This is a genomic window from Bacteroidota bacterium (assembly GCA_020161395.1).
Lineage (GTDB): Bacteria > Bacteroidota > Ignavibacteria > Ignavibacteriales > Ignavibacteriaceae > UTCHB3.
Genome location: JAIUOE010000001.1, coordinates 292,725 through 312,632, shown reverse-complemented (window position 1 = coordinate 312,632; position 19,908 = coordinate 292,725). Strand labels below are relative to the sequence as shown.

The window sequence follows — 19,908 nt, the reverse complement described above, 5'->3', positions numbered from 1 at the left end:
AATTAAAAAAGTTTCAGTAACTCTTCAAGGTCCGTTTTACCCCGGTCTTTTAGACTTTTTAATCTTTCCTCTATCTCAGAAGTCTTGATATCCTTTTTATCACCGTTCGAGCAGTAAAGAGCAAGAGTTATCCCGCAAAGCAAAACATTACTCAAACCTGCATCAAAATTTTCCTTCGGATGAACGGAGTTGTTTCGGTAAAAATTAACTTTGTACCCGTATTTGGAGTGAAGTGCTGATGTGTAGCCGATTATTGTTTTGAGTGCGTTAATACCCTTGCCAAGGTCCCATTCACCTTGTCTTTTAATCAATTTCGCAACCATCTTCCTGTTTGCTTCTGCGCTTTTTTCTATCTCGTCATCTGATTTAATCCCTTTGCAGAATGATTCCAGACATCTGTGATAGAGTTGGATAATCAATTTGTAAAATACCTTTTCCGCATCAAAATCGGGCATTTTTTTCATAAGGAATAAAATTGTATCAAGATTGGAAATGATTTCATTCTGAGAAAGCAGATTTTGTACCGGATCCGGAGAAAACAATGTGGATTTAATTGTCTTCTTAATCAGTTCATGATTGTGCCAGATGTCCCAAAGGATTTTTTCTGCTGTGAGTCTGTTAAAAAGTTCATCGAAATTCTTCCTTACCCATTCAACCTCTCCTCCTTCGGTGTGTGACTTGTCGAAAGTCTTGATTACAAGTCCCTTTGAGACCAGAGGTTCATAATCATCCCAAAGGTCGGCTGCCTTGAACTGTCCGGAGTATGTATAGATATTTGTAATATTTGAAACTTCAAATGCGAGGCGGATCAGCTCAAATCCCGAATCTCGCTTCCCACCTTTGTTATCTTCTGTAAAGTCGATATCGCAGAAGAAAACCTCAAAAGGGGTTTCGGCTTTTCCTGATTCTGTGATCAATTGAGAAGCCTTTACGAAGGATTCAGCCTTAGTGATCTCGAAAACATCACTACTCCCGTATTTATCAAGTTCATATTCTTTTAAATTATCAATAAGAATGTCTCTTGCTTCTTTGGTGTCTTCTGCCACAAGTATTCTAATTTTTTTCATAACTTATCCTCTTTGGAAATTGAAGCCTGACTGTTGTTGTGTCATTTTTCTCGTCACGAAGGTACCGGGTATCTATCTTTAACAGATCGACCCACTTTTTAACCACACGCAACCCTACCTTTGATGATTTTGACATGTTTTCGGGGTCTTCAAGTGAACTTTTATTGAACCAGTCAGCAAGTTTTTCAGAAATTGCTCCATTGTTAAATATTGTCAACTCAACAAACGATTCAAATTCTTCTATTTTAACTTCAACTTTTGGATTTTCCTCTGTTGTATGCTTCATCGCATTTCGAACAAGGTCTTTGATCAACAACGGAATTGCATCGGCGAACTCTTCCATAACGGCAATTTTGGTTTCTCCGGAGACTGTTACAGGGATTTCCATTTTTAGGAGAGATTCTTCATGCTCGTCTGAAGAAATTCGCAGTGTACTAATGCCATCTTTAATTAAATCTACCTGTTTTTGGATTACCTCTTTTATATCGATATCAGCAAATTCATTACTGTAATCAATTTCATTCCGTTTGAGGTAAAGAAGCAGGAGATTTGTAAGGTCACGAATCTGGCGGGTGTGATAATTCGCTTTTTTTATTTTTGGGTTGTCGAGAAATTTTGACATTGCAGATACAGCTACGAATACATCCGTGTTTATTGAGTGGGCGAGTTCATCAACTATGCGTTCCCAGGAGGTGGCCAGGTTTTTTAGTTCCTGTTCTCTGAAAACGGAATTCAGGTTTAATTCTTTTGCCTTGTCAAGGTCCCTGACATAACTGTTTAGATTTTTTTCTTTTTCTATTTCCCTTAAACGGGTATTTTGAAGTTCAATTTTAAGGAGTAAGATTTCCCGTTCAAGCTCTTTTATTTTGTCTTCAAGATTCTTTTCCACTCTCGTGTTCCCTTATTTTTTCTTCAATAATTGTGCGAAACAGATTCCCCGGGTTTTTTTCGAGGTTTAGCACTGGTGAGTATTCCTGCATCAGTTTGTCGAAGTTTTGTTTCAGGTAATCGTAATCTTCTAGGACAAAAGAGATTGATAGATTAACTTCCATCCAGTCTCGAATATCATCGTTGTTTAAAATCGACCTAAATATTTTGTTAAATTGGGACTCTTTTTTGTAAAGTATGTCATCATATTCTCTATTAAGATTATTAACAACATGAAAATATATGGCCGGTCTCAAATTAATATAATCATTAGCTTCAGCAATTGGAAAGGTTTGACCAGTGAAGGACACAATGATTAAACCTGGGACATCGAAATGCTTTTTGAACTTCTTAATTGGAGTCTTTTCAAAACTTATGATGTTCATGTGTTTATTTATATCGTGAATTCTAATTTCATTATTTTCAACGCGAATAATATGGGGAAACTTCTCTAAAATCTCAAGGATTTCTTCTTTTTTGTAAGGTTTAGGAATTCCAAAATCTTTAGGGAGCAAATTGACTTTAAGTAAAACGCGTTGAAATTCTGTTATACCTGAATTTCGAACAATACTTATTATGTTGCTCACAAACTGCATTTCTTTATTAAATTTATCATCCCAAACAGCTAAGCCTACTTTGTGTTTCGATCTTTCTTCAAGGGAGGATTTTTTGTAAATTATAAATGAGTCTGGGACTGCTTCAATTATAGGGTACAGCAGACTCATATTGCACCCTTTAACTATTGTGTCATTTAAACCAAAATAGATCTCCAAACTGTTGGTAAAAAGATCGAGAAGATCTTCAATAACCATAGGATTTCTTCGTTTGTCAAGAATTTCATATATTATTTCTGAAAATAGATTGATGGCTACACTTTTCTCGATGAAAATTGCTTCAATCAAACTACCTTGATTTCTGTAAGTTTGTCTGTAATAAACATTAAAATACTCAAGCGTATAGAAATATTTAGCAATTTCGAGTTTCAGATCCCCATCTATATTATGGTAATAAGGTATGCTGAGGAATGTTAATACTTCATCCTTCAATAAGAAACGATTTTCATTTCTCGCTAGTTTGGAAAGTTCTATTATTTTTCTAGCTAATTCAGCAGTGTATTCCATCTCTTCTCCAAAATTCCAAAATGTGAATGTGTAAATTAATCAGTTTTTGTCATAATGAGGATTATTCCCTCGGGGATAGTTTATGCAAATAGCGTGCCAAAGTGATTTTGATCGTTTTCAGTGATATTTGAATGGAGTTTTGCAGGGGAAGATAAGAATTATTACTTTAGAAGTAAAAAATTTTACTTTTATATGAAAATATTGTTCAGTTGGATTGGCAGACAGGATATGGTATCCGCATCGAGGGATGAAGATGCAGCGATAGCTGTTGCCGTCAGGAAGATAAATCCCGACAGGATCGTGCTTCTCAACAATTTTGGTGATGAGGAGGTCAACAACTTTATTGCAAGGTTGAAGAGACTAACCCTGAGTGAGGTTGAGATTGTTCAAATCAGGTTAACTTCTCCTACATTTCATGAAGAAATCTATTTGGGAGTTTTGGAAACTGTTGAAAGAGAAAAGTCCAAATTCCCGGAAGCAGAGTTGATTTTCCATCTCAGTCCCGGAACACCCGCAATGCATGCGGTCTGGATACTCATTTCAAAAACCCGGGTAAAAGCTCAACTAATTGAGACGACACAGGAGCAGGGACTCCGATTCGTTAACCTTCCGTTCGATCTTTCACTGGAGTTTTACAAAGAATTAAATCTTGTAGAGGGGAGTCGAAGGAAATTCCTGACAGCAGAAGAAATTTCGAGAGACCCTGACTTCAGCGAAGTTATATTTCGCTCTGACTCAATGACTAATATTTTTAATAAAGCCCTCATTGTATCAGAATTTGATGTTCCTGTGCTGATCGAAGGTGAGACGGGTACGGGTAAAGAGGTTTTAGCCGGAATAATTCACAAAAAGAGCCAAAGAAGCGCAAAACCTTTTGTAACAATTAACTGTGGTGCAATTGCCAAGGATCTTGTGGAATCGGAGCTTTTTGGATATGTGAAAGGTGCATTCACGGGAGCCAACACCGACAAAAAAGGCTTTTTCGAGGTTGCAGATGGAGGTACTGTGTTTCTTGATGAAATTGGTGATCTTCCAGCAGAGGCACAGGTGAAGATACTCAGGATACTGAATGACGGCTCATTCTCAAAGGTGGGGAGTCCCGCACTTCATAAGACAGATGTAAGAGTAATTGCAGCCACACACAAAACTCTCATGAATCAGGTTACTTCCGGGAATTTCAGGGAAGATTTATTCTACAGGCTTGCCGTAGTCAGACTTGAAATACCACCTCTTCGAAACAGGAAAGACGATCTGCAACTTTTAATTAAAGAATTGTTTGCGAGGCTGGCTCCGGCTCTCGGTGCTACGGGGCTAAATCTCTCACATGGAGCTATGACGGTTTTACAGACTCACACATGGCAGGGAAACACGAGGGAACTGATTAATACCCTTCAGCGACTAATAATATTTGCTTCATCCGATGTAATTTCGGAGGAGGAGGCTTCAAATTCCATCATGAAAATGGGATTACACGAGGGCGTTACTGCCCCCACTCCTGATTCTCTTGATGTAAACGAAAACATTTCGGTACTCTTCACAAAGTTGTATGAAGCCGCACTTCAGACGGCTAAATCAAAAAAGGAGATTGCAAAAATCCTTGGATTCGAAAATCATCAAACCCTCGACAACTGGGTAAAACGGTATTACAAAAAGAATTGAGAATTAATATGAAAGCAATCGTTATTGGTGCAACCGGACTCATCGGCAAAGAACTTGTCAGACAGCTCTTGGACAATTCCGGGTTTGATGAGGTTGTTGTTCTGGTTAGAAAAGGTATGAGAATATCGCATTCAAAGCTGAAGGAACACATCGTAAATTTTGATGAGCCTCATTCATATAGAGAACTGCTAAGGGGAGATGTGCTGTTTTGTGCGTTGGGAACCACAATTAAAAAAGCGGGGTCACAGGATGCTTTTCGGAAAATTGATTACCAGTTTGTGGCTGATTTTGCATCCGTTGCTGCCGGAAACGGGGTTAAGCAGTTTTGTGTTGTCAGCTCTGTCGGAGCGAAAACCGGCACCTCCAATTTCTATCTGCGAACCAAAGGAGAAATGGAAGCGGCGGTTTCAAAATCGGGATTTGAGACAGTCCACATTTTCAGACCGTCACTTCTGTTGGGAGACAGAGGTGAATCGAGAACGGGTGAAAAGGTCGCTGAATTTTTGTTTAATTTATTTGGCTTTCTGCTCTTCGGAAGATTGAAAAGATACAAACCTGTTGAGGGCTCTTATGTTGCAAAAGCGATGATCGATGCCACACTCTCAGGAAAAAATGGAATCAATATAGTTGAATCGGAGATAATCGGAAGATGATTTTTCCCCGCAAACTACTTAAAAACTTCTTCTGCTATATACTCTCCAATACTCAATGATGCCGTAGCCGCAGGAGAAGGAGCATTCAGTACATGCAGCATATTCCTGGTGTGCTTTAAGTAAAAATCATCAAGCAGTTTACCGTTTCTGTCGAGTGCCTGTGCTCTTACTCCGGCACCTCCTTTAACCAGATCCTCTTCCTGAATTTCGGGCAGCAGTTTTTGAAGTGCCTCCGTGAAAGCTGTTTTATTCAATGAGCGGAAAATCTCTTTCATACCCATTGATGCATACTTTGCACTCATTTTCAGATAACCGGGGAATGTGAGAAATTCGATGGTGTCGCTCATGCTGAAATCAGCCCAACTGTATCCTTCGCGCTTAAAAGCGGGCACGGCATTTGGTCCTGCTTCAACTCCTCCCTTTGCCATTCGGGTGAAGTGTACCCCAAGAAATGGAAATGCAGGATCGGGAACAGGATAGATAAGGTTCTCGACGAGATATTCTTTCCCGGGAGCGAGTTTGTAATATTCTCCACGAAACGGGATTATCTTTATCTCAGGGTCAACCCCACATTGTTTCGCAATCACATCTGAATGGAGACCTCCGCAATTCACCAGAAAACGGGTTGAAATGTCGCCTTTTGTGGTTTGGGAAATCAACTCGTCTCCCGAAGTTTTGAGGACAATAAATTCACAGTTCAGCTTGATTTCTCCGCCGAGACCGCTTATCAGTTCAGCAAGTTTGGCGACTACATTTCTGTAATCCACAATTCCCGTCTGTGGAACAAACAATCCGTCGATTCCGGCACAACGGGGTTCATGCCGGCGGATCTCGTCGATCGAAAGTCTCTTGATTCCCTCAAGTCCGTTTGCTCTTCCGCGTGCTTCGATGTCGTTTAGTCGCGGAATTTCCTCTTTTGAGATTGCCACAACCACTTTGCCGCATCTCTCGTGGTAAATGTTGTGCTCCTCGCAGAATTTATACATCATTTCCCTGCCGATGGTACAATTTCGCGCTTTCAGTGATCCGGGTTTGTAATACAGTCCCGAATGGATAACACCGCTGTTGTTCCCCGTTTGATGTTGTGAGAGGGAATCACCCTTTTCAATAAGAAGAAGTTTGCTGCCGGGTTTCTTTTTAAGGATGGAATAAGCAGTGGCTGCGCCGACAATTCCACCGCCGATAATAAGATAGTCATAGTTCATTTTAAGTATGAGTCTGTAATTTGGAAAAAATCGAAACGAAATTTAGGTAAAGATTTCCGGTATCTGGAAATATCATCGATAAATCATCCGATTCGGGGAGATGTGTGAATTGGAGTAACCAATAGCCAATGCCTATAAACTCCCAACTAATTTTTATATTTCCCTTCTGATTAAGAGAAATTTGCGAGCCGAAAAAATGAAGAAGCGAATACCATCCAAAACACCAAACTTTGCCGGTTTATTGCAAGAGAACAGATATTATGTTGACAAGACAGGTTTCATCAGGATTCTCGAATCGATAAGTGACAAATATCTTTTCTTTCTTCGCCCGAGAAGGTTCGGAAAATCAACGCTTCTTTCAACGCTTGAATACTATTACGGGGTCCAGCATCGTAACCGGTTTGAGGAATTATTCGGAGAATATTTCATCGGCAAACCGGAAAATACGACACCACTTCGGAACAGCTACCACATTTTGAATTTTAGTTTCAGCGGGATAAAAACCCAGGAGGTAGAAACTATTGAAAAAGAGTTTAATACTGAAGTTGTGACACAAATTTTAAGTTTCCTCAACACATATTCGATTGCCTCTGAGGGTGACGAACAAAATTTTACAAAAGAACTCTCGGCACCTGAACTCCTAAGGAAGTTTTTTACCCGTTTTAAAATGAATGTGCCTGATGGTAAAATTTACATATTGATCGATGAATACGACCAGTTTACCAACGAATTATTTTCATTTAACACCACTCATTTTAAAGAGATTGTATCGCAAAACGGATGGGTAAGGAAGTTTTATGAAGTCATTAAGCAGTATATGGGAGATGGAACAGTTGACCGTTTCTTCGCCACAGGTGTAACACCTGTTACTCTTGACAGCATGACGAGCGGGTTTAATGTGGCTTTGAACATAACATTAGACGACAAGTTTCATGAAATGGCAGGGTTTACAGAGAATGAACTGAGAGAGATGATAAAAGCCACGATTTACGAAGAGGGAAAATTTGATCTTGAACAGGTTGTTGCTGATATGAAAGCATGGTACAACGGGAGCAGATTTTCTCCCGAGGCGGTAGAAAAGTTATACAACCCTCAGATGGTAATAAGTTTTCTTTCAAAGTTTTGTGACAATTTTACATATCCGCGTGAAATGGCGGATATCAATGTTACCTCGGATTATACAAAAATCGGCAGGATATTACAATTTTTGCCAAAAGAGGACTTCAATGCAATAGTTGAAGATATCTTAACTCATGAGGAAATTCAGGAGGGGCTAACATTGCAATATAACCTTGAAAAGCCCTACACAAAAATGGATGCTGTATCACTCCTCTATTACAACGGATTGTTGACAATCGAAAAAGCAGTCTTTTCGCTTTATACATACCGGATTCCCAATTATGTGGTCAAGCAATTATACTGGGAATTTCTTCGCTCTGTTTATGAGAGAGACAACAACTTCACTTACGATAACAGGGAAATTGGTTTGCTTATCCAGGAACTCGCATTCGACGGCAAAATTGAGAGATTAGTGAATTATGCCCGCAAAGTTATGGGGCTGATTTCATTCAGGGATCTGAAAAATTTCAGGGAAAGCAACCTGAAAATGATTTTCATGACAATCCTGATGGGAACGAATGCATTTCATACAACGAGTGAACTCGAAACCCATGAAGGATATCTTGATTTAATCATTAGAAAAACACAACTGAATCCCGGAAAACATGAATATCTTCTCGAATTCAAGTATATAAGGAAAGCAGAAAAATCCAGGTATGAGAAGATAAAGACAGAGGGCATTGAACAAATAATGAAATACAGAGACTCTTTGCAGGTCACTCAGGGCACAACACTCCACTCGTATCTTCTTTTGTTTTCAGGCAAATTTGAAGTGGAAGTGGTTAAGGTATAGCTTGCCGGATTCAAATATAATGCAAAATTTATAAGTATCAACAACAAACTTTTAATGCATCAAAAATCGATTTTTCTCACCACAACAATTCTTTTGGCACTGAATATTTCCTCCTGTGGTGGAGAACAGCCGGTTTTTCAAAAGCTAAAAATTGTTGTTACGGTTGACGAAACGATTAAAAATGATCAGGTGTATATTGCAGGAAATGCGAAGTATCTTGGCGAATGGGATGCAGGAAAAATAAAGCTGGACAGGCTGAATGACAGCCAGTGGGTGAAGACATTCGATGTTGTAAAGGGTGAAAAAATCCGGTTCAAGTTTACAGCGGGTGACTGGTGGAGAGAGGCAACAGACAGATCCGGACTGCCATTTCAGGATTACCCTCTTGTTCCTCAGGGAGATACAACAATCAATTTAAAACTGTATGGCTGGTTGAATGATTTTTCGGGCGATACTCTGAAACTTTCGGAATCCAGATTTTTCCCCGGAAAAAGGTCGGTTGATCTTAACTTCAGCGGGAAATTCAATTCTGAAGACAACTCAAAATGGGCACTTCCCGGGGTGGATGACAGAAACTGGAAAAGGGCAAATTCAATGCTTCTGCCTGACAGTTCTGAAACAAGAGAGTGGAAGGGTGCCGGCTGGTTCAGATTTAATTTCATCATCGACTCCACACTTTACGGAAAAACTGTTGGTCTGTCCATGTTTCAACTCGGGACAAGCGATGTTTATTACAATGGAAGGTTAATTCACCCTGTTAATTCGGCATCAAAAGCCGACAGCAGAAGCGAAACATGGCTGATGACCGAGATAAAGGAGTTGCAGCTCGACAATAAAAGGGAGCACCTGATTGCAGTCCGTTACGAGAATCATAATCAGGAAGACCTCACGACTCTGAATTTCGATGCAGGGTTCATCATAAAGTTGTTTCCGCTTGAAGAGACTATAAACAAACTCCTCTCGGATGCGAAAAGATACACATTCAATCAGACTTTCTTTTCGATGGTTCCTTTTATTCTGTTTCTTCTTCACTTTTTTCTATATGTTTTTTACCCGGGACAGAGGCAAAATTTATTTTATTCCTTAAGTCTTCTCGGACTTGCGGGTGTAACATGGTTCGGATATGAGAAGCAGGTGGTAACCGATCCTTCCTTGATGATATTCTATTACCGCATGAATTCGATTGCCGTCCCATTTGCAGTTCTTTTCGGGCTTTTTTCATCCTGGAGCATTTGTAGAGTAAAGTTTCCCGGTCGCTGGAGAGTCTATGTTGCCGGTTTTATTGGTCTTGCAGTTTGGGCATATCTTAGACCCGTGGGTGATATTTCCACAGCAAACTATATATTTTTCGGCATCTCGATGACAGACCTTGGTTATTCCATACTAAAAAGTGACATAAAAACTTCCCGCAAGGGTGGATGGATATCCTTTGCCGGATTTGCAATACTTGTCTTTTTTGTCGGATACCAGATTTTGCTCGACTACCGGTTTATCGATATCCAGTTCTTCGGGTCAAATCAGGTTTATGTTTTTGGTGTTCTCGGACTGATTGCGGCAATGTCTCTTTATCTTTCCTACAATTTTGCCTATGTGAACAAAGATCTGAAAACTCAACTGGAAAATGTAAAATCCCTCTCTGAAAAGGCACTCGAACAGGAAAGAATTGCTGCCGGACTCGAACTTGAGAGGCGATTAATCGAAGCTGAAAACGCACGGCAGAGCAAGGAACTGGAATCGGCGAGAGAGCTTCAGCTCTCATTGCTTCCAAAAAAAATACCGGAGGTTCCGGGTCTGGAAATTGCCGTTTATCTGCAAACTGCAACAGAAGTGGGGGGCGACTATTACGATTTCTTCCCGCAGGAAGACAGGTCGCTTACAATTGCGGTAGGTGATGCCACCGGTCATGGTTTGAAAGCCGGTAACATGGTGATTGCCACAAAAGGGCTATTGAATGTACTTTCGGGGAAAACTACACTTCTGGAAATGATAAAAAGAGCCAACATCGCAATTAAAAACATGAATCTGAAGATGCTGACGATGTGTCTTTCTCTCGTGAACATCAAAAATGGGGTACTCGCCTACACATCCGCCGGGATGCCGCCAATTCTGATTTTCAGGAAAAAATCAGGTGATGTGGAGAACCACATAATCAAGGCTATGCCACTTGGAGCCGTTTCGGATTTTCCGTATTCGATGGAAGAAATTGAATTCGGGAGTGGAGATGTGCTGGTTATTATGAGTGACGGATTGATGGAGTTGTTCAACGGGGGAAATGAAATGTGGGGTATGACATCGATTCACTCCGTATTATGCAATACAGGAACTGAAAATGCGGAAAGAATTCTGAGCGCAATCCTTGAATCTGCGGAAAAGTGGAGGGGGGAAACCGCACTTAAAGATGATCTTACTCTGGTGGTTGTAAAACAGAAGGAATAGCAGAGACTTCTCAGCAGGGATTAAGGAATCAGCTCTCTCTTAAGTTCCTTGATATCGATAAAATCTGCCCAGTTGTCGAGAAGTGGAACTCCTGAAATTCTGCCTCCAAATCCCATAAGGCGATGAACAAACATGACAACATCGGTGGTTTTGATATCCTTAAGACGGTTTTCGTAAGCTTTTGCGTTGTATTTAGCCGACAGTTGAACCGTTTTTTTCGAGATAAATTCGTTCAGTTTTTTCTGGAAGAGGTAGCCTCGAAGCAGTTCTTTTGAGTTGTCAAAATCAATCTTCAGTGAATCGTTCATCGATTTCTTTTCCTTCACCATCAGAAGAGAATATCCATCCCCTCTTTTAATGGGTCCATAAAGCTGGTTGAGATCGAGTTTGGCTGCGATTATACCAATATCTCCAAGAAAGATTGCGGGCTTCAGTCCTGTTTCGCCTGACTCATCAACAAGCGGATCGGTCTTGCCGTACCCGCGGACTATCTGATCAAACGATTTCTCCTTGCCGGTGGAGTTCAGTATGGTTTCAATCTCCTCAAGGTTATTCACGGTAATGAGCTGCAGGTTTACGAGGAGAAAATCTTTGTCCTTAAGAACATCTTTTCTGTAATATTCTTCAATTTCCTGATCGGATACCCTCGTTGAGTCGAGAAAGGAGACTTTCAGCATCTGTGAGAGGATGTTTTGCTTCCATGATACAAATTCCTTTTGAACCTGGGGCAAACCTTCCAGTCCCTGTTTTTCGGCTTCAGCGGTGAGAATCTGTTGCTGAACAAAGTCTTTTGCAACCCTGTTAAGTTTTTGCAGGAGAGCTTTTTTATTCACGGGACTGAACCTGTGTTCTTCGAATGCAAGATTTGCCAGGAAATCCCAAACGGTTACGGTTTTTGTTTTTAAGCTAAAAAGGGGCTGTTTCAACCCTTCTTCACCAAGAATTGTTTTCACCTCGGCGAATTCACTGTCAGTCAGTATCCTTGTTGAGTCAGAAGCGGGTTTGCCACCTGCAACTGATCTCGAGAGGACTTTAAATATTGCATCGCCGGCATTTCGAAAACTTTTTTCGTCGATATTAATTGTGATTCCTGCCGTCAATTCCCGCATATAGTCACGGGTTCTGTGCATCGCACGCCGTTCTTTGATTTTTTGTTTGATCTGTTGTGAAGTTTTGCTGTTGGTCAAATCCAGTGGTTTACTGATGATATCTTTGATCAAAAATATTATTCTGCCAGCTTCACTGTTGATTGGGGATGTAAATTCTCCCGGTTTCAGACTAAAAAGGAGGTTCTCGACTTCCTCATCCATCAGGGTGCCAAGTTCCACTTCAAAAGGATTTTGTGCGATTGAAGCAAACCGCGGCAGTTTCAAAATGGAATCGACTGATACGGTTTTTTTCGAGATCAGTGAGTGGAATTCGTTGATCAGAGATGAATCTTTCGATACTAACGCTGTCGTTTTAAGTGTCCTGCCTGCTTTGAAAATTCCGTAGGTTATATCATCAGGGGAGATGATAATCGCAGATTCCACTTCTTTTTTGAAAAGGGCATCGCGTAAATAGATGTCTCTGAGGGGGTTAAAATAGAATTTGAAAATTTCCGTTTGATCCAGTCCTCTATCGAGAGCCTCGAGATACCAGAGTTTTTCCGCAATCATGGAATAGAGAAAATCAGCTTTCAGGGAATCTTTATTCCATCCGTTTTTGTGGGAAACAAAGGGAGAGAGTTCATACCTGAATTTAAATTCACTGGCGGTTATTTTTTCGGAGCCGATCTCGGACAAGACAACGGAGTTGTCCTGAGCAAAAGCAGAGGACAACGCGATGCAGAATAAAAAAATGGAGAGGGATTTGAACATTTATTTCAATCCGAGTGCTTTCAGGTATTCTTTATTGATTGTGCAGTTTTTCAGTTTAATATTCTCGAGGTACTTGTTGAAAACAGTTTTCATCTTTGAATAATCAATTTTTGCATCTCTAATATACCCATAGGAGATATCAAAATTTTTGGCAAAATCGATGACACCATCGTATCCCTCCGGTGCTGAGATCGAGACTACTCCACGGGGACTTTCCATCTTTTTGTAGGGCCAAAAACACCAGCCGATGTTTTCCTTCTCAAGTACAATTCTAAATTCGTTAATCCACTCGTTTGTATTTTCTCCTGACTCACCAAGCCATATCGGCACATTATATTTTTCACCGTAGTTGATGTAGTCAATGATTACATCCTTGGTTGGAGGAGTCCAGTATTTATGAAAAGTGTAAACGAGATTGTCATCGAACGGTTTGCCAAAGACAGAAAAATTACTGTTCCACTGAGCACCGGCAATGAAAATGATGTGGTTTCTGTCCACTTTTCTTATTGCCGATGTCAATCGCATGAAGAAAGGTTCGAGCAGGGGGTTCAGTTTTTCCTTGTCGAAGTAGTGGGCAATCGGTTCGTTTAGAAGATCATAACCGATAATAATTTTTTCGTTTTTGTAGATTTCGGCGAGTTTTACCCAGATTCTTTCTGTAAGGAGGATATTTTCTTCCGATTCAAAAAGGAAAGGATAGCCGTAGCTGTCGTCGATGTTGTCTCCGGTTTGACCCCCGGGGGCACAATGCATGTCGAGCACTACGGGGAGGTCGAACTCCCTGCACCAATTTACTGCACTGTCGAGAAGGGCATAACCAACGCCTTTCAGCTCATGATAAGGGGCTTCGGTAACAAAGAGCCGGTAATTAAAGGGAATGCGGATCGAATTGAATCCGCATTCCTTTATGAATTTTATATCTTCGCGGGTGATGTAGTCGGCTCTGAATCTGTTCCAGAATTTTTCCGCCTCCACCTCACCCAAAAGAACTTTGAATAGGTCGGTTATCAGTCGTGGTGAACTCACTTTGTCGAACTTGAACATGTATCCTTCCGGAACGAGCCAGTTACCAAGCCCGATTCCCTTCAGGAGAACCGGCTTTCCCTGCGGGTCAACAATTTCCTTCCCTTTTGTGGAAAAATAACCCGTTCCCTGGGCATTTAGAGTGCCAAAAGAAATTATCAGCAGGACAAAGAGAAAATATTTCACCGTCAGCCTCTACTTTGCCTGTTTTTCAAATGTGGGAACACTTCCTTTCACACCATAAAAAGCGATGAAAGCATAACAAATAACAGGAAGGATAAATGCGTGATGGATTCCGATCGAATCGGCAATTGCACCCTGAACAACAGGGATAAGAGCTCCACCAACTATTGCCATGCAAAGAATACCCGATGCCTGTCCTGTATGTTTGCCCAAACCTTTAATAGCGAGTGAGAAGATGGTCGGAAACATGATCGAGTTAAAAAGTCCGACAAGGAGGATTGACCACATGGCAACCTGCCCGTTTGTGAGCATTGAAACTACAACAAGAATTGCAGCGGCAACGGCATTGAATCCTAAAACCATTCCGGGATTGATTTTCCTTTGAACAGCAGAGCCGATGAATCTGCCGACCATGGCACCACCCCAGTAGAAGGATACAAGTTTACCGGCATCCACTTCCTGAAGAGATTTATCAAGGAAAACAAAATATTTTACGAGAAAACTTCCGATAGCCACTTCGGCACCAACATAAACAAAAATACCAACTGCTCCGAGAATCAGGTGTTTGTATCCCCATGCACTCTTGTGAAGATCATCGTAACTGACACGGCTGCCATCCTCGGATTCAACGCTGTCGGCTTCTATCTGCGGCAGTTTTATAATGGCGAAAACTGCCGAAAGAAGAATAAGCACTGCAGCGAGTCCAAGATAAGGGAGTTGAACTGCTGCTGCCTCTGTTGCTTTGTAAAGTTCAACCTGATCAGGAGACATCTTTGCCATCTCTTCGGCGGTTTTTACAGCGGTCGAGAGAATCAGTAGTGAACCAAAATAAGGAGCAACTGTTGTGCCAAGAGAATTGAAAGCCTGTGTCAGGTTCAACCTTGATGAAGCTGTCTCAGGTTTTCCGAGAATGGTTACATAAGGGTTGGCAGCCACCTGAAGGAGTGTAATTCCAGCAGCGAGGATAAAGAATGCCAACAGGAAAACCGGATACGATCTGAGACCCGCAGCGGGGTAGAAAATCAGGGTACCCACACCGGCAATCAGAAGTCCGAGCACGATTCCTTTTTTGTAGCCGACTTTTTCAACAAGTTTTCCTGATGGAAGGGAAACGAGGAAATAAGCCAGGAAGAAAGTGAACTGCACCAGCATCGACTCGGTATAGTTGAGAGAAAAGACATTCTGCAGATGTGGAATGAGTATATCATTAAGACAAGTCAGAAAACCCCACATAAAAAAGAGTGAGGTGAGGATAGTAAGTTCGGGAAGATAACCTTTATTGCTTCCGTTGCTTTTTGTTTTGCCGGCATTAGTAACCAGTGTAGCCATTTGTTCTCCAATAGAAAGACTGAAAGTACTTTTAACAAAGATAATATCTACGCAATAACTGTGCCCGATTTGTTTAATTAACTTTAGGCATTATTTTTGTACTATTATTTCACACCCCGCCTTTAGTTTTTATTAATTTGATAATTTTTACTTATCAAAATAATAATCCCGGGGAAAACAGACGAATAAAATCGGTGGGAAAAGAGGAAAATTAATATTCTATATTTGCACTAAAAGTTTGCGGAAATTCCATGAATCTCGAAAAGATCTTTTATATCGTGGCGAGTACAGTTCTCGTAACGGTTTTTGTCCTTATTGTCTTTATATTTTCTCCGGTCTCTTATGATGAAAATCTCAAGAAATCGGAGAAGGTAATCTATTACGCAGACAACATTTCTCCGGCGCTTCACAAGATCATAAATAAATTTAACGCTGAATACCGAGGCAGAATCAGGGTTGAGACGATCGACCTCTCTTTCGATAAATTCAGCACGAACGAGAGAAAAGAACTTTTAGCGAGATATCTAAGAAGCAAGAGCAGCAGGATAGACCTTTTTAGTGTAGATATCATCTGGGTTCCGAGATTCTCAAGGTGGGCTTTGCCGTTAAACAGATTGCTGGATTCCAATCTTGTTGACAACATCATGCCCCATTTCCTGCCAACAAGTTACACCAACGATTCACTTGTAGCAATTCCTCTCTATTTTGATATCGCTTTAATGTTTTACAGGGATGATCTTCTGAAGAAAGTTCCGGGTTATGAAGTGTTTGAAAAGGAGCTTGCCGGGTCGATCACATGGGAGAGATTCACGGAACTAAAAAGTCTGGTTGATGCTGCAAATAACAGGAAAAACAAACCGTTTTACATTTTTCAGGCAGATGAATATGAAGGGCTTATGTGCAGCTTCGTGGAAGTGATGACAAATATGAACAACCAGATCAGTCTGAAAAACGACAATATCAGCAAGAATGACAAGGTTGCCGGAGAGGCGGTTCAGTTCCTGGTTGATCTTGTTCACAAATCAAAAATTTCACCCGTTGATGTTACTGGTTTAAAAGAAAACCAAAGCTACCAGTATTATTTCGACAATGAAGGGTTTGCCCTCAGGGGCTGGCCCGGTTTTCTGAGCCCTTCGACCGCTGCACTGAAGGAGGAATACCGGAGTAAAATGAAGGCTGTGCCACTCCCACACATTTCGGGTAGTAAACCAGCGTATGTTTTTGGGGGCTGGAATCTGATGATCTCCAAATTTTCTGATAACATCCCAGAGGTCGTCAGGTTTGTCAATTATCTCCTTTCTGATGAAAATCAAAAATTTCATTATGAGGAAGGAAATGTGCTGCCCGTGAAGAGGTCGGTTTATGAAGACGCAGAATTTACAGCACAACATCCGGAACTGACATTTTACGCCAGATTATTTGAATCGGGTGTACACAGACCGATATTTGAAGATTACACCGGTTTGTCAGACATTATTGTTAAACACCTTAACGATGCCATTAAAAACAATAAAAGCGGAGATGCAACAGTCACTGCGATTAAAAAAGATCTGAAATTAAAATGAGCAATTCATGAAACAGAAGTTTTCTGACAAGATAAAAGAGTATCACTTCGAGTTCAGGCATGTCACCGTCCTTTTTATAATACTCTTCTCTTTTCAGTTGATAGTTTCCTTTATCAACAAGTCCTCCATTAAGAATTTTTTGGATACCACCCAGGACTGGTACCAGAAAGAGTCGGCTGAAGAGATAGCCAATCTGACCGCCACAGCAATAGAACTCGCTGTTGAATCCGTGAATCCGGCAACGAACCTCGAACCCGAACGGGAGAGGCAGGTGATACAGTCGTTCGATATCATATTCAGTCAGCAACAGCTCACTCATAATGTCGACAAACTTTTCCTGATCGTGCACGATGGCAGTGAAATATACAGCATCAACGACGGGAAAACCCTCTATTCAGCGCTTATTGAAAAGAAATTTCCGTCAAAGGTATCAACCGCAGACAACGGAGTGATAAGTCTGTACAAGTCTGTCGAGGGGGAACTCAAGGCAACCGAGAGGATAAAAAGTGTAATACCGGACAAACAAACCTTCCATATATTCGTCCCGTTTGTGATCAGGGGTGAGTTCATTGGCGCCATCTATATGCTGATTTCACCTGATTTCAGTACAATCAGTGATCAGGTTATCAGCAGTTATGATGAAACTTCTGTTATATACCTTTCTTTGATTACGCTGGGTCTGCTGGCAATGTATTTTATCTCTTCCTATACTGTAAAGGAGAGGGATGAAACACAAAACCTCCTTTTTGAAGAGCATGAAAAGAATCTGAAAAAGCAGATAAACTATGAGAACGAACTGATTTTTACCAAAAGGATATATCATACCCACCACAAAGCCGAAAAAATAATGGGATTCATCAAGGAGGACCTTCGGAAACTCGAGGCAGGGAACAGCGATGAAATAAAATACAGGGTAACCAAATATTCCAATTTCGTATCGCGTGTAATCTATGACATGAAGTGGTACGAACCCCCGATCCAGACGATCAGGAATCAGATTTTCAGAACAAACCTAAACGAAGTGGTCACATTCATCGTGGATAACATCTTCCGCAGAACTTCCACAGAATCGGATGCATTTAAGATAATTTGCGAGTTGGAACAAAATTTGCCTGTAGTTAATGTAAACGAGTTCGTCGTCTGGGAAATTGTTGAGCCATTGATACAAAACAGCATTGATCACGGTTCTGAATCGGGACTTGTCATTACGGTTCAGACTATCCACGACGAACAGGGAAAGTGTTCCAGACTGATTATTCGCGACAACGGGAAAGGAATTGATCCTCATCTTCTCGAATTGAATGAGAACGGATTAAAGATGATTTTTGTGGAAAATACCACAACAAAATCCCAGGGATTGAGAAACTCTGGATATGGCTGCTATATCGCCTGGGAAATGACAAGGCGTTGCGGGTGGGAACTCGATGCCGAGAACCTTCCTGAAAGAGGATGCAAATTTACAATTACAATAAAACACTGATAACACCATTCGGAGCGTGTAATGATTTTTCAAGATAAAAATATAAGTATCCTTCTGATTGAGGATGAAGAATTCGATGTAAGAAGGGTGAAAAAGACCGTCCAGCCCTTCTCTGACAAGATGGAGATTGTTCATTATGTCTCGAACGGAAAAGCGGCACTTGAGTACCTTGAGACAAATAAAGGGAAGATCGATATCGTAATCATGGACTACCAGATTTCCGGGGGACTGATGGGTGAGGAACTGATTCATAAGATCAAGACCGTTGATCAGTCGATCCAGATTATTGTTATTACCAAAATGACAATAAATCTTACAGATTATCACTTTGCCAATAAACTTATCAAGGCAGGGGCGTTCTGGTATTGTACCAAATATCCCGGTGACATCGATGATTACATCTACCAACCGACCGATTTCATTCTGAGTATCTTTAATGCTCATGAAAAAAGCTGGCTCGAGAGGGAAAGGATGCGATCCCTGCAAAAAATCAAGCGAAATGTGGAAGATATTCTTCATCAGCGGAGGATAATCGGCGACTCCCCGTTGATGACATCGCTCAAGGAAGACATTTTGAGGCTGGCTAAAAGCAACATTAACATCCTGATAAAGGGTGCTTCGGGGACGGGAAAAGAACTTGTTGCCCACAACATTCATTACCGAAGTGACAGAAAATATGAGAATTTTGTCGTGGTCAACTGCGGAAGTCTTCCCGAACAGCTCGTTGAAAGTGAGCTTTTTGGCTACGAAAAAGGGGCTTTTACAGGAGCCGACAAGAAAAAACCGGGACTTTTTGAGATCGCAAACCACGGAACGATCTTCCTTGATGAAATAACCGAACTTCCTCTTAACGCCCAGGTAAAACTCCTCAGGGTGATTCAGGAAGGTGAGATAGAAAAGATTGGCAGGACCGAGACAGTAAAAGTTGATGTCAGGGTGATAGCCGCTACGAACAGGAACATCGAACAGGAGGTAAGGGACAGAAGGTTCAGGGAAGACCTCTACTACAGATTGAATGTTCTCCCTGTTATTGTTCCCGACTTAAAAAAGAGAGTGGAAGACATCCCATTGTTAATCCATCATTTCCTCCACAACAACAGCGTGGATATGGGGAGGGAGAAGCCCCACATCCCGTCTGAAACCATGCAAATATTCACCCGGTATGAGTGGCCCGGTAATGTGAGGGAACTAAAAAATGTGGTTCAGAGGGTACTCTTCAGTTCTGACAAGGTTATTTCGCCGATCGAAGCCACAAAGGCTCTCGGGATGATGTTTGATGTTCTCCCGGATAACGACACCTTAAAGGATCTTTTCAATGCGGAGAAAATCCTCGATCTGAAGGACGCTGAAAGGATATTCAGAGAGCGGTACTTTAATTTTGTCAGGATTCATTCGGTCTCCGACTCGGATGCTGCAAAGAAGATGGGACTTGCCCCTCCCAATTACTACAGGATGATGAAGGAGCTGGGATTGAAGTAAAGATTTTTGT

The 19,908-nt window shown here is 41.2% G+C and carries 14 protein-coding genes; 7 read left to right on the top strand and 7 right to left on the bottom strand.

What is annotated here, in order from left to right; all coding sequences use genetic code 11:
* Positions 1-2: 2 nt before the first annotated feature.
* The 3 genes from LCH52_01255 to LCH52_01245 are packed head-to-tail and all read right to left on the bottom strand — an operon-like array spanning position 3 to position 3,115.
* Positions 3-1,067, bottom strand: coding sequence for a hypothetical protein (locus LCH52_01255; protein ID MCA0387100.1), 1,065 nt, complete (start codon positions 1,065-1,067; stop codon positions 3-5).
* Entirely contained in the window at positions 1,054-1,956 is a 903-nt protein-coding gene (locus tag LCH52_01250) for an ATP-binding protein (protein MCA0387099.1), read from the bottom strand. Before LCH52_01250 ends, LCH52_01255 begins: the two co-directional genes overlap by 14 nt.
* Positions 1,940-3,115 carry a hypothetical protein gene (locus LCH52_01245; GenBank protein MCA0387098.1) on the bottom strand — a complete coding sequence of 392 codons (1,176 nt, stop codon included), beginning with the start codon at positions 3,113-3,115 and terminating at the stop codon, positions 1,940-1,942. Before LCH52_01245 ends, LCH52_01250 begins: the two co-directional genes overlap by 17 nt.
* A gap of 192 nt (positions 3,116-3,307) precedes the next feature.
* On the opposite strand from LCH52_01245, the gene LCH52_01240 reads away from it, so the two are divergent.
* Positions 3,308-4,774, top strand: a complete 1,467-nt coding sequence (locus LCH52_01240) for a sigma-54 dependent transcriptional regulator (GenBank protein ID MCA0387097.1) — start codon at positions 3,308-3,310, stop codon at positions 4,772-4,774.
* 8 nt (positions 4,775-4,782) lie between these two features.
* On the top strand, positions 4,783-5,427 hold the full coding sequence (locus tag LCH52_01235; protein ID MCA0387096.1) for an NAD(P)H-binding protein: 645 nt from the start codon (positions 4,783-4,785) through the stop codon (positions 5,425-5,427).
* A gap of 14 nt (positions 5,428-5,441) precedes the next feature.
* Here the strand turns inward: LCH52_01235 and lhgO are convergent, their stop codons facing one another.
* Positions 5,442-6,632 carry an L-2-hydroxyglutarate oxidase gene (gene lhgO / locus LCH52_01230; protein MCA0387095.1) on the bottom strand — a complete coding sequence of 397 codons (1,191 nt, stop codon included), beginning with the start codon at positions 6,630-6,632 and terminating at the stop codon, positions 5,442-5,444.
* Positions 6,633-6,828: 196 nt separating this feature from the next.
* On the opposite strand from lhgO, the gene LCH52_01225 reads away from it, so the two are divergent.
* Complete coding sequence (locus tag LCH52_01225; GenBank protein ID MCA0387094.1) at positions 6,829-8,544, top strand: ATP-binding protein; 1,716 nt, start codon at positions 6,829-6,831, stop codon at positions 8,542-8,544.
* Positions 8,545-8,598: 54 nt separating this feature from the next.
* The gene (locus tag LCH52_01220; GenBank protein MCA0387093.1) at positions 8,599-10,980 is read left to right on the top strand and encodes a SpoIIE family protein phosphatase; all 2,382 of its coding nucleotides are present in this window, start codon (positions 8,599-8,601) and stop codon (positions 10,978-10,980) included.
* 20 nt (positions 10,981-11,000) lie between these two features.
* Here LCH52_01220 and LCH52_01215 read toward each other — a convergent pair whose 3' ends face one another.
* From LCH52_01215 to fucP, 3 genes are read right to left on the bottom strand one after another with little or no spacing between them, the layout of a single operon-like run.
* Positions 11,001-12,839 (bottom strand): hypothetical protein, encoded by a 1,839-nt coding sequence (locus LCH52_01215; GenBank protein ID MCA0387092.1) that lies wholly within the window; start codon positions 12,837-12,839, stop codon positions 11,001-11,003.
* Entirely contained in the window at positions 12,840-14,048 is a 1,209-nt protein-coding gene (locus LCH52_01210) for a glycoside hydrolase family 5 protein (protein MCA0387091.1), read from the bottom strand. It lies immediately after the preceding gene.
* A 9-nt stretch (positions 14,049-14,057) separates the two neighbouring features.
* Positions 14,058-15,374, bottom strand: coding sequence for an L-fucose:H+ symporter permease (gene fucP, locus LCH52_01205; GenBank protein ID MCA0387090.1), 1,317 nt, complete (start codon positions 15,372-15,374; stop codon positions 14,058-14,060).
* Between the two features lie 251 nt (positions 15,375-15,625).
* Here fucP and LCH52_01200 point away from each other — a divergent pair, with 251 nt between their 5' ends.
* Genes LCH52_01200 through LCH52_01190 form a run of 3 tightly spaced genes read left to right on the top strand, consistent with a single transcriptional unit; the run spans position 15,626 to position 19,898 of the window.
* Positions 15,626-16,939, top strand: coding sequence for an extracellular solute-binding protein (locus tag LCH52_01200; GenBank protein MCA0387089.1), 1,314 nt, complete (start codon positions 15,626-15,628; stop codon positions 16,937-16,939).
* 7 nt (positions 16,940-16,946) lie between these two features.
* A complete protein-coding gene (locus tag LCH52_01195; protein MCA0387088.1) occupies positions 16,947-18,419 on the top strand; it encodes an ATP-binding protein in 1,473 nt (490 codons plus the stop codon).
* 21 nt (positions 18,420-18,440) lie between these two features.
* Complete coding sequence (locus tag LCH52_01190; protein MCA0387087.1) at positions 18,441-19,898, top strand: sigma-54 dependent transcriptional regulator; 1,458 nt, start codon at positions 18,441-18,443, stop codon at positions 19,896-19,898.
* Positions 19,899-19,908 lie beyond the last annotated feature (10 nt).

Bases quoted from the DNA above. Each gene is read 5' to 3' on its own strand.
- LCH52_01195 (MCA0387088.1), top strand. From the start codon at position 16,947: ATGAAACAGAAGTTTTCTGACAAGATAAAAGAGTATCACTTCGAGTTC.
- LCH52_01200 (MCA0387089.1), top strand. From the start codon at position 15,626: ATGAATCTCGAAAAGATCTTTTATATCGTGGCGAGTACAGTTCTCGTA.
- LCH52_01245 (MCA0387098.1), bottom strand. From the start codon at position 3,115: ATGGAATACACTGCTGAATTAGCTAGAAAAATAATAGAACTTTCCAAA.
- LCH52_01240 (MCA0387097.1), top strand. From the start codon at position 3,308: ATGAAAATATTGTTCAGTTGGATTGGCAGACAGGATATGGTATCCGCA.
- lhgO (MCA0387095.1), bottom strand. From the start codon at position 6,632: ATGAACTATGACTATCTTATTATCGGCGGTGGAATTGTCGGCGCAGCC.
- LCH52_01235 (MCA0387096.1), top strand. From the start codon at position 4,783: ATGAAAGCAATCGTTATTGGTGCAACCGGACTCATCGGCAAAGAACTT.
- LCH52_01190 (MCA0387087.1), top strand. From the start codon at position 18,441: ATGATTTTTCAAGATAAAAATATAAGTATCCTTCTGATTGAGGATGAA.
- LCH52_01225 (MCA0387094.1), top strand. From the start codon at position 6,829: ATGAAGAAGCGAATACCATCCAAAACACCAAACTTTGCCGGTTTATTG.
- fucP (MCA0387090.1), bottom strand. From the start codon at position 15,374: ATGGCTACACTGGTTACTAATGCCGGCAAAACAAAAAGCAACGGAAGC.
- LCH52_01220 (MCA0387093.1), top strand. From the start codon at position 8,599: ATGCATCAAAAATCGATTTTTCTCACCACAACAATTCTTTTGGCACTG.
- LCH52_01255 (MCA0387100.1), bottom strand. From the start codon at position 1,067: ATGAAAAAAATTAGAATACTTGTGGCAGAAGACACCAAAGAAGCAAGA.
- LCH52_01215 (MCA0387092.1), bottom strand. From the start codon at position 12,839: ATGTTCAAATCCCTCTCCATTTTTTTATTCTGCATCGCGTTGTCCTCT.